The sequence below is a fragment of the Kitasatospora sp. NPDC059722 genome (genome assembly GCF_042733235.1).
Lineage (GTDB): Bacteria > Actinomycetota > Actinomycetes > Streptomycetales > Streptomycetaceae > Kitasatospora.
Genome location: NZ_JBHWGD010000097.1, coordinates 10,405 through 20,659, shown reverse-complemented (window position 1 = coordinate 20,659; position 10,255 = coordinate 10,405). Strand labels below are relative to the sequence as shown.

7 protein-coding genes are annotated in these 10,255 nt (G+C 73.6%); 2 read left to right on the top strand and 5 right to left on the bottom strand.

Annotated features, from left to right (window positions below):
- Nucleotides 1-191: 191 nt before the first annotated feature.
- From pcrA to ACFV4F_RS36310, 3 genes are all read right to left on the bottom strand, one after another.
- Nucleotides 192-2,846 carry a DNA helicase PcrA gene (gene pcrA, locus ACFV4F_RS36320; RefSeq protein ID WP_380438971.1) on the bottom strand — a complete coding sequence of 885 codons (2,655 nt, stop codon included), beginning with the start codon at nucleotides 2,844-2,846 and terminating at the stop codon, nucleotides 192-194.
- Nucleotides 2,847-2,944: 98 nt separating this feature from the next.
- Nucleotides 2,945-3,622: a response regulator transcription factor gene (locus tag ACFV4F_RS36315; RefSeq protein ID WP_329927624.1), complete on the bottom strand. Its 678-nt coding sequence runs from the start codon at nucleotides 3,620-3,622 to the stop codon at nucleotides 2,945-2,947.
- Nucleotides 3,615-5,078: a PspC domain-containing protein gene (locus ACFV4F_RS36310; protein WP_380499233.1), complete on the bottom strand. Its 1,464-nt coding sequence runs from the start codon at nucleotides 5,076-5,078 to the stop codon at nucleotides 3,615-3,617. The genes ACFV4F_RS36315 and ACFV4F_RS36310 overlap by 8 nt, the downstream gene beginning before the upstream one ends.
- A gap of 133 nt (nucleotides 5,079-5,211) precedes the next feature.
- On the opposite strand from ACFV4F_RS36310, the gene ACFV4F_RS36305 reads away from it, so the two are divergent.
- Nucleotides 5,212-6,723 carry a PspC domain-containing protein gene (locus ACFV4F_RS36305; RefSeq protein WP_380509177.1) on the top strand — a complete coding sequence of 504 codons (1,512 nt, stop codon included), beginning with the start codon at nucleotides 5,212-5,214 and terminating at the stop codon, nucleotides 6,721-6,723.
- The gene (locus ACFV4F_RS36300; RefSeq protein ID WP_380438963.1) at nucleotides 6,720-6,929 is read left to right on the top strand and encodes a hypothetical protein; all 210 of its coding nucleotides are present in this window, start codon (nucleotides 6,720-6,722) and stop codon (nucleotides 6,927-6,929) included. Before ACFV4F_RS36305 ends, ACFV4F_RS36300 begins: the two co-directional genes overlap by 4 nt.
- 15 nt (nucleotides 6,930-6,944) lie before the next feature.
- On the opposite strand, the gene ACFV4F_RS36295 is transcribed toward ACFV4F_RS36300, so the two are convergent.
- A complete protein-coding gene (locus ACFV4F_RS36295) occupies nucleotides 6,945-7,970 on the bottom strand; it encodes a Rieske 2Fe-2S domain-containing protein (RefSeq protein ID WP_380509175.1) in 1,026 nt (341 codons plus the stop codon).
- Between the two features lie 204 nt (nucleotides 7,971-8,174).
- On the bottom strand, nucleotides 8,175-9,770 hold the full coding sequence (gene guaA, locus ACFV4F_RS36290) for a glutamine-hydrolyzing GMP synthase (RefSeq protein ID WP_380438959.1): 1,596 nt from the start codon (nucleotides 9,768-9,770) through the stop codon (nucleotides 8,175-8,177).
- Between the last annotated feature and the right edge of the window lie 485 nt (nucleotides 9,771-10,255).

Sequence of the window (10,255 nt, the reverse complement as noted above, 5' to 3'; positions counted from 1 at the left end):
GTCTCGACCGGCCCCCAGAGCTCGCTAGCGCCCCACCCGAGCAAACCCCACCGCCCCGAAACTCACATGGCACCGCGGGCCGCGGCGCCGGGGCGCCGTCGACCCGCTGCCGTGGTTCCTCTCGAACGGCCTGGACCCGCGCTAGCGGGCCGGGCCGGCTCGAAGGGCCCGGGCCTGCCAGCGCGGTGGCACTAGAGCTTCTCCACCGGCGCGTAGCGCAGGAGCAGCTGCTTGCGCCCCTCCGTGCCGAAGTCCACCGTGGCCTGGGCCCGGTCGCCGACACCCGTGACGGTGACCACCGTGCCCAGCCCGAAGGTGTCGTGGGTGACCCGGTCCCCGACCGCGAGCGAGACGGCCTCGCGCTCCACGACCTTGCCCGAGCGCCGCGCCGACTGCCCCCAGCCCGCCTTCGGCGAGGCCGAGGCCGACGAGCCCGCCCGCGAACCGCCGCCCCCGGAGGAGGACTTGCCCCACGAGGAGCCCGAGGAGAAGCCCCGCGCGGCCGGCGCCTGCGCCGCCCCCGTCCGCTTCCACTCCACCAGGTTCTCCGGGATCTCCTCCAGGAACCGCGAGGCCGGGTTGTACGCGGGCTGCCCCCACGCGCTGCGCAGCACCGAGCGGGTCAGGTAGAGCCGCTCGCGCGCCCGGGTCAGCCCGACGTACGCGAGGCGGCGCTCCTCCTCCAGCTCCTTGACCTGGTTGAGGGCCCGCATGTGCGGGAAGATGCCGTCCTCCATGCCGGTCAGGAAGACCACCGGGAACTCCAGGCCCTTGGCGGTGTGCAGGGTCATCATCGTGATGACGCCCCGGCCCTCCTCGTCCTCGTCCGGGCTTCCTCCTTCGGTCCCGTACTGCTTCGCATCCGGGATCTGGTCGGAGTCGGCGACCAGCGCGACCCGCTCCAGGAAGTCGGCCAGCGAGCCGACCGGCGGCGCGCCGTCCTCGCCGGCGTCCGGCCGCTCGCCCGGGTCCTGCTCGTACTCCAGGGCGACGGAGGCGAGTTCCTGCAGGTTCTCCACCCGGGTCTCGTCCTGCGGGTCGGTGGAGGACTGGAGCTCGGCCAGGTAGCCGGTCTCCTCCAGGACGGCCTCCAGCACCGCCGCCGGGCCCGCGCCCGACTCGACGACCTGGCGCAGCCCGGCCATCAGGGTGTTGAACTTCTTGACCGCGTTGGCCGAGCGCGCGGCCATCCCGTACGCCTCGTCGACCCGCAGCAGCGCCTGGGGGAAGGAGATCCGCTCCCGCGAGGAGAGCGCGTCGATCATCGCCTCGGCCCGCTCGCCGATGCCGCGCTTGGGCACGTTGAGGATCCGGCGCAGCGGCACGGTGTCCTCGGGGTTGGAGAGCACCCGCAGGTACGCGAGGACGTCCCGGACCTCCTTGCGCTCGTAGAAGCGCACCCCGCCGACGACCTTGTACGGCAGGCCGACCCGGATGAACACCTCCTCGAACACGCGGGACTGGGCGTTGGTGCGGTAGAAGATCGCGACGTCGCCGGGCTTGGCCTCGCCCTTGTCGGTGAGCCGGTCGATCTCGTCGGCGATGAACTGGGCCTCGCCGTGCTCGTCGTCGGCGACGTAGCCGACGACCTTCTCGCCGTGGTCGCCGGCCGTCCAGAGCTTCTTCTCGCGCCGGTTGGCGTTGCGCTCGATGACGGCGTTGGCGGCGCTCAGGATCGTCTGCGTGGAGCGGTAGTTCTGCTCCAGCAGGATCGTCGTCGCGTTCGGGTAGTCCTCCTCGAACTGGAGGATGTTGCGGATGGTCGCGCCGCGGAAGGCGTAGATCGACTGGTCCGCGTCACCGACGACGCACAGCTCGGCGGGCGGCACCTCGGCGAGGTGCGCGGCGGCCGGGTTCACGAACTCCCCGTCCACGGTGCGCTTCGGCGCGGCGGCGACGGAGCCGCCGCTCAGCTCCCGGACCAGCATGTACTGGGCGTGGTTGGTGTCCTGGTACTCGTCGACCAGGATGTGCCGGAAGCGCCGGCGGTAGTGCTCGGCGACGTCGGGGAAGGCCTGGAGCAGGTTCACCGTCGTCATGATGATGTCGTCGAAGTCGAGCGCGTTGGCCTCGCGCAGCCGCCGCTGGTAGAGCGCGTACGCCTCGGCGAGCTTCTTCTCCATCGGGTTGGCGGCCTGGTCGGCGAAGGTCTCCTCGTCGATCAGCTCGTTCTTGAGGTTGCTGACCTTCGCCGTGAAGGACTTCGGCGGGAACTGCTTGGGGTCCAGGTCGAGGTCGCGGCAGACCAGCGACATCAGCCGCTGGGAGTCGGCCGAGTCGTAGATCGAGAAGCTGGACGTGAAGCCCAGCACCTTGGACTCGCGGCGCAGGATCCGCACGCACGCGCTGTGGAAGGTGGAGACCCACATGGCCCGGGCGCGCGGGCCGACCAGCTGCTCGACGCGCTCGCGCATCTCGCCGGCGGCCTTGTTGGTGAAGGTGATCGCCAGGATCTCGCCCGGCTGCACGCCGCGGGCGCCGAGCAGGTGGGCGATGCGGTGGGTGAGCACCCGGGTCTTGCCGGAGCCGGCGCCGGCCACGATGAGCAGCGGCGAGCCGGCGTGCAGGACGGCCTCGCGCTGGGGGTCGTTCATGCCCTCCAGCAGCTGGGCCGGGTCGACCACCGTCCGGGCGGCGCCGTTGCGGTACCAGGCGTCGCGCTCGGCCGCGGCGGCGTGGTCCGTGTGGAAGAGCCCCTCCGGGATCGCCTCCTCGTACGCGTCGTACGGGACGTCGTCCTCGAACGGCGGGGGCTCCTCGTCGAGGGGAGTGGCGGCGGGCTGCTTCGACCCGGCGGCGGGGGCCTCGAAACCGGGGAGCGGGAGGTCGTCAAAGAGGCTACTCATGGCACTCCGAGTCTATGGCCCCGCACCGACAAGCCCGCCCGGCCCGGGCAGACCCATCGGTGCGGGGCCGGGGGCGGACGGGCTCGTGCGGACGGTGCTCAGACCAGGCGGCGCGCGGTGGCCCAGCGGGTGAGTTCGTGCCGGTTGCTCAGCTGGAGCTTGCGCAGGACGGCGGAGACGTGGCTCTCGACCGTCTTCACCGAGATGAACAGCTGCTTGGCGATCTCCTTGTACGCGTACCCGCGCGCGATCAGCCGCAGCACCTCGCGCTCGCGCTGGGTGAGGCGGTCGAGGTCCTCGTCGACCGGCGGGGTGTCGGTGGCCGCGAAGGCGTCCAGGACGAAGCCCGCGAGCCGGGGCGAGAACACCGCGTCGCCGTCGGCGATCCGGAAGATCGCGTTGACCAGGTCGTTCCCCGTGATCGTCTTGGTGACGTAGCCGCGCGCACCGCCGCGGATGACGCCGATGACGTCCTCGGCCGCGTCCGACACCGACAGCGCGAGGAACTTCACCGACTGCTCGCCGGTCATCACCCCCGCCGAGCGCCGCAGCACCTCGACGCCGCCGCCACCGGGCAGGTGGACGTCGAGCAGCACGACGTCCGGCCGGGTCTCGGCGACGACGCGGACCGCCGACTCGACGTCGTCCGCCTCCCCGACCACGTCGATGCCGGTCTCCGCGGTGCGCCCGATCTCGGCCCTGACCCCGGTCCGGAACATCCGGTGGTCGTCCACCAGCACGACCCGAGCGGTGCGCTCCGGCGCTGCCTCAGTCATTCGTTCTCTCCATCTCCAGCTCGACCTCGGTGCCGCCGTCCGGCGCGGGCCGCACCCGGGCGGTGCCGCCGTTGCGCTTCATCCGGCCGATGATCGACTCCCGTACGCCCATCCGGTCCTCGGGCACCGTGTCGGGGTCGAAGCCGGGGCCGTGATCGCGCACGAACACCGACACCGTCCTCCCCTCGACCTCCGCGTACACCTGGACCGGTCCCCCGCCACCGTACTTGGCCGCGTTGACGGTCGCCTCCCTCGCGGCCTGCATCTGTGCCGCGATCTTCTCGTCCATCGGGCAGTCGCCGACGATCACGAGCTCGACCGGGACGCCGTGCCGGTCCTCGACCTCGGCGACGACCGAGCGCAGGGTCTCCGCCATCGTCTCCGGCGCGGCCTCGGCGGCGGCCTCCGGGCGGTACAGCCACAGCCGCAGCTCGCGCTCCTGCGAGCGGGCCAGCCGCAGCACCTCCTTGGGGTCCTCGGCCCGGCGCTGGATCAGGGTGAGGGTGTGCAGCACCGAGTCGTGGATGTGCGCCGCGATCTCGGCGCGCTCCTGGGCGCGGATGCGGGCGGTCCGCTCGGCCCCGAGGTCCTGCCAGAGCCGCAGCCCGTACGGGCCGAGCAGCACGAGCACGCCGGCGAGCACCGCGATCGAGGCCTCGATGACCGAGCCGAGCGTCGAGTCGCTGGTCTGCATCGCGAGCAGGGCGATCGTGCCGGCCACCGCGAGCAGGACGCCCGCGCCGACCCGGGTGTAGGCGCCGCGCCGCTTCTCCCCCTCCTCCAGGCCGAACCAGCGCTGCCAGCGCGAGTCGTCGGCCTGCCGCCACACCAGCGCGACGCCGACGCCGATCGCCAGCAGCGGCCAGGTGTACGGCTTGGCGGTCTGCCAGCCGAGGACGTTGAGCAGCGCGATCACGCCGATGACGACCATGACCAGCGCGGCGAGCTGGCCGAGGCCGCCCTTGGCCGGGCGGGCGGAGGCCTCGCCCTCGGTGGCGGCGGCGGTCTGCACGACCGGCTCGCCCTGCAGGGCGTGCTGGAGCAGTTCGCGCAGCCGGCCGACCCAGCCCGTGCCGGCCCCCGGTTTGGTCAGCGGAGCGCTCGGCCCCTGCCACTGCGCGGCGGGCACGAACGTGCCGTTGACGTACACCCAGTGCGCGCCGCGCCGCGAGGGCTCGCCGATGCCGATCGGCACCACGAACCAGAACGCCGCGTACAGCAGCCCGCCGATCCCCTGCGCGAAGAACAGCAGCACGAACGCCAGCCGGACCCACCGCACCGGCAGCCCGAGGTGCACCGCGAGGCCGTGCGCGACGCCGCCGAGCATCCGCCCGTGCGGGCTGCGGTAGAGCCGGCGGTAGGGCGGACGGCCACCGTCGGACGCGTTCGGGTCGCCGCCCGACGGCGGCGGGGCGTCGGGGGCGAGGGGACGGGGATCGGTACCGGGTGCTGCCACGCCACCGATGGTTCCACGCGGGCGCCCGCGGGCGCATCAGGGTGGGTCCCTACCGCTTATCAGGGACAAGTCAGGGTGCGGACAGGGCTGGTACCGGTTGGGCCCGGCGGCCCGGCCCGGGAGGATGGTGCCCATGACCGAGGACCACCGCATCCAGGACGCCGGGCCCGCCGCCCCGCCGGAACCCGACCGCCCGCCGCTGACCCGGGCCGAGCACCACCGCGTGGTGGCCGGCGTCTGCGGCGGCCTCGGGCGCCACCTGGACATCGACCCGGTGGTCTTCCGCGTCGTCACCGTCGTGCTCTGCCTCTCCGGCGGGCTCGGCCTGTTCCTGTACGGCCTGGCCTGGCTGGTCGTCCCGACCGAGGGCTCGCCGGACGGCCGGGGCGCCGGCCGCGGCGGGCGCACCGAGCTCCAGCGGGTGCTCACCGGCCGGGTGGACGGCCAGTCGGTCGGCGCGGTGCTCCTGACCGTCATCGGCACCGGGGTGTTCTTCTCCTCGATGGGCGACGGCGACCAGATGCTCCCGCTGCTGCTGCTCGCCGGGCTGGTCTTCCTGGCGGTGCGCTACGACCCGGAGCGCCGCAAGGCCCGGGCCCGCGGACGCCGCCGCGGCGGCCCGTACGACCGCTACTTCCCCGAGGCCGAGGCACCCGGCTCCCCGTACGTCTGGCCCCGGCAGGACGTGCCGCAGGACGAGTCGGCCCGCGCCCGGCACGCCGCCATGGGGGTCCCCCCGGCCGAAGGCTGGGGGAGCGCCGCCGGCACCGTCCCCGCGGACACCCCCGCCCCCGGCCCCACCGGCTACCTGTGGGACCCGCGCCACCCGGAGCGGAACCCGTACGGCGCCACGGCCACGCCGCCAAGGAGCGGCGCGCCGAAGACCGGCGCCACGCCCCCGTACGGCACCCCGGTGCCCCCGCCCGGCACGCCGTCCCAGCCGTGGTGGCAGCGCACCGACCTACCGGAGGGGGATCCGCTGCGCAAGGCGGGCCCCGCGGCGCCGCCGAAGCCGACCGTGGTCCGTCACCCGAAGGAACGCTCGGCGCTCGGCTTCTTCGGATTCCTGCTGGCGATCGGTGCGGGCGCCGCGGTCTGGTCCGCCACCGTCGGCCACAACAGCATCACCGTGGTGAGCTCGACCGTCCTGGCCACCGCCCTGCTGGTGGTCGGTCTGACCCTGCTGGTCGGCGCGAAGTTCGGCCGGGCCCGCAAGCTGGCCGCGATCGGCCTGCTGCTCACCCTGGGCCTGGCCTTCGTCGGCCGCTCGCCGAACTCGCTGCAGAACGCCTTCGGCGACCGCACCTGGACGGTCGCCTCGGCGTCCCAGCTCAAGGAGAAGTACGGCCTCGGGGCCGGCCAGGCCCGGCTCGACCTGAGCGCGCTCGACCCGGCCGGGGCCGAGCTCTCCAGCCGGGTGGAGATGGGCGCGGGCGACCTGACGGTCGTGGTGCCCTCCGACGTCACCGTCAACGTGGTCACCCAGATGGCGCTCGGCAGCATCAGCGTCCCCGGCAGCGACGGGAACGACAGCACCGGCCGCCACACCTACGAGATCCACCCCGGCACCGACCGGCCGTCCAAGGGCACGCTCGACCTCATGCTGGAGGTCGGACTCGGCAACATCAAGGTGGTCCAGAAGTGAGGAAGCACCGGATCGACCTGTTCTCGCTGATCGCGGGCGCGCTGTTCACCGTGATCGCGGTGGTCTACCTGGTCGCGGCGGTCAACGACCAGTCGGTGAACGGACGGATCGTCATCCCCGTCACCTTCATCGTGCTCGGCGCCGGCGGCCTGGCCGGCGCGGTCGCGGCGGTGGCCCGCCGCGGCCGGTCCGACGACGGGGACTAGCCACTGCCCGGCGGCTCAGCTCTGCTGCGGGCCGAGGTTCAGCTTGTCGCCGCTCTTCGTGACGGTGTACTTCGCGAGCGGCTTGGTGGCCGGACCGTTGACCACCGCGCCGGTGGCCGCGTCGAACCGCGAGCCGTGGCACGGGCAGTACAGCTGGCCGTTCTTGGGGGCGTCCACCGCGCAGCCGGAGTGCGTGCAGACCGACGAGAGGCCGCAGTACTGGCCCGCCTTGGGCTGGACGATGTAGACGGCGTCGCCCGTCGCCGGGTCCTTGACCTGGGCCGAGCCGCCGACCGGCACGCTCGCGGCGGCCACCGAGGGGGCCGGCCCGGGGGGCGCGGAAGGGGTAGCGACCGGGGCGGCGGACTGCTTCGGCGCCGCTGCCTTGTCCCGCCCGAAGGTCCGGGTGAGCGAGCCGGTCAGCAGCCCGGCGCCGCCGATCGCGACGGCGGCGATCCCGCCGTCCATCAGGGCCCGGCGCCGCACGTGCTCCTCGCCCAGCCCGCGCTCGCGGTCCCGCCCGGCGCGCCGGGCGAGGTAGCCGTCCACCGAGAGCTCCGGGGTGCCGGCCAGCAGGAGCGGCGTCCAGGCCAGCAGGTAGACCAGGTCGTTGCCGAGGTAGTACGGCGAGACGTTCCAGCTGACGGTCAGCCACAGGCTCAGGCTGATCGCCGCGCCGCCGAGCGCCGCCACCCGGCCCCACAGGCCGAGCAGCGTGCCGAGGCCGACGGCCAGCTCGCCGAAGGCCACGAGGAGCGCGAACAGGGTCGGCGCGTCCAGCGCGGGGCCGAGCAGGAAGGAGACGGGGCTGGCGGCCCGGACGGCCTGCGTCTGCGAGACGAACGACGCCGGATCGCCGGCCCCGGCCAGGTAGTGCGCGTCGGACAGCTTGTCGAGGGCCGCGTAGACGAAGGTGACGCCGAGGAAGAGCCGCAGCGGCAGCATCGCGAACCGGGTCGCGAACGCCCGCCGCTGGGCCGCCCGGTCCGCCCGTCCGGCCGCGCCCCCGCCGACCGCCACGGAGTTGCCAGCCTCCGACATGCCTCACACCTTCCCTCGCGGCCTGCCGCTCCTGACAGGTCCGGTCCGCATTCTGCCCGCTCGTGAACGCTTTCGGTGGGAGGTCCACCTCACGCGGACCCCCCGGAACCGCCGACGGCCGCGCCGTCGCCCCCTCTCAAGGGAACGACGGCGCGGCCGTTCAGGCTCCGGTCCGGCGTCGGACACCCGGGCCGGCGGGAGTGCCTACTCCCACTCGATGGTGCCCGGCGGCTTGCTGGTGACGTCCACGACGACACGGTTCACGTCGCGGACCTCGTTGGTGATGCGGGTCGAGATGCGGGCCAGCACGTCGTACGGCAGGCGCGACCAGTCCGCGGTCATGGCGTCCTCGGAGGACACCGGACGCAGCACGATCGGGTGACCGTAGGTGCGGCCGTCGCCCTGCACGCCCACGCTGCGCACGTCGGCGAGCAGCACGACCGGGCACTGCCAGATCTCGCGGTCCAGGCCGGCCGCGGTCAGCTCCTCGCGGGCGATGGCGTCGGCCTCGCGCAGCAGGTCCAGGCGCTCCTCGGTGACCTCGCCGACGATGCGGATGCCGAGGCCCGGGCCCGGGAACGGCTGGCGCTGGACGATCTCCTCCGGCAGGCCCAGCTCCTGGCCGACCATCCGGACCTCGTCCTTGAACAGCTTGCGCAGCGGCTCGACCAGCTGGAACTGGAGGTCCTCGGGCAGGCCGCCGACGTTGTGGTGGGACTTGATGTTGGCGGTGCCGGTGCCGCCGCCGGACTCCACGACGTCCGGGTACAGGGTGCCCTGGACCAGGAAGTCGACCGACTCGCCCTGCTCGCCGGCCTCGGCGATGATCTCGGCCTGGGCCTGCTCGAAGACCCGGATGAACTCGCGGCCGATGATCTTGCGCTTCTCCTCGGGGTCGGTGACCCCCTTCAGCGCGTCCAGGAAGCGCTCGGCCGCGTCGACGACCTTCAGCTGCACCCCGGTGGCCGCGACGAAGTCCTTCTCGACCTGCTCGGTCTCGCCCTTGCGCATCAGGCCGTGGTCGACGTAGACGCAGGTCAGCTGGTCGCCGATGGCCTTGTTGACCAGGGCCGCGGCGACCGCGGAGTCCACGCCGCCGGACAGGCCGCAGATCGCCCGCTTGGTGCCGACCTGCGCGCGGATCAGCGCGACCTGCTCCTCGACGACGTTGCCCGTCGTCCAGGTCGGGGCGAGGCCGGCGCCGCGGTAGAGGAAGTGCTCCAGGATCTGCTGGCCGTGGTCGGAGTGCAGCACCTCGGGGTGGTACTGGACGCCGTAGAGCCGGGCCTCGTCGTTCTCGAAGGCCGCGACCGGCACCACGTCGGTGGAGGCGGTGACGGTGAAGCCCTCGGGCGCCGCGGAGCAGGCGTCGCCGTGCGACATCCACACCGAGTGCTTCGCCGGGACGCCCTCGAACAGGGTGGAGCCGGAGCGGCTGACGGTCAGCGGGGTGCGGCCGTACTCGCGGGCGCCGCTGTTGTCGACGGTGCCACCGAGCGTCTTGGCCATCAGCTGGAAGCCGTAGCACATGCCGAACACCGGGACGCCGGCCTCGAAGATCGCACGGTCGAGCTGCGGCGCGCCCTCCTCGTAGACCGAGGACGGGCCGCCGGACAGGATGATCGCCTTCGGGTTCTTGGCGAGCATCTCGGCGACCGGCATGGAGCTCGGCACGATCTCGCTGTAGACCCGGGCCTCACGCACCCGGCGGGCGATGAGCTGGGCGTACTGGGCACCGAAGTCGACGACCAGCACGGTGTCGGTCTCAGGTACGGACTGGACGGGAATTGCAGCGGACACAGACGGCCTTCCGGCAGCGGTATCGAGGGTGTCGCTCGGCACGCGTCCCGGGCAGGGGCCACGACGGCGACGGGTGGGGGTGTCTGAGCCCGATTCTACCGGGCTGCCCGGTTTCACTCGTCTGCACGTCCAAGCGGCCGTGACCGGACGGGCTCGCGCTTCGTTGCTTCACACGACGTGCGACCGCGCCGCGCCCGCCAGACGCGCCGCCTCCGCCCCGGGCGCGGGGCGCCGCCGCGCGTCACGCAGGACCACGCGTGGAGCTCCATTCCAGTCCACCGGCGCACGTGGCGCCGCCGTCGTTCCGGCCAGACCGGGCGCGGCGCGCCGTGGGACCGTGCGCGGGTGCCGCGGCCGGCCAGCAGGGGACAGCGACCCCGGCCGCGACTGGACCGCGAGGTGGGGCGGCCGGCCCCGGGGCGCCCCCGCGCGGGCCGGCCCGGCCGCGGCGGGCCGTAAGGCCGGACCCCGCGCGGCGGGCGCGC

Bases quoted from the DNA above. Each gene is read 5' to 3' on its own strand.
- ACFV4F_RS36305 (WP_380509177.1), top strand. From the start codon at position 5,212: ATGACCGAGGACCACCGCATCCAGGACGCCGGGCCCGCCGCCCCGCCG.
- ACFV4F_RS36315 (WP_329927624.1), bottom strand. From the start codon at position 3,622: ATGACTGAGGCAGCGCCGGAGCGCACCGCTCGGGTCGTGCTGGTGGAC.
- pcrA (WP_380438971.1), bottom strand. From the start codon at position 2,846: ATGAGTAGCCTCTTTGACGACCTCCCGCTCCCCGGTTTCGAGGCCCCC.
- ACFV4F_RS36295 (WP_380509175.1), bottom strand. From the start codon at position 7,970: ATGTCGGAGGCTGGCAACTCCGTGGCGGTCGGCGGGGGCGCGGCCGGA.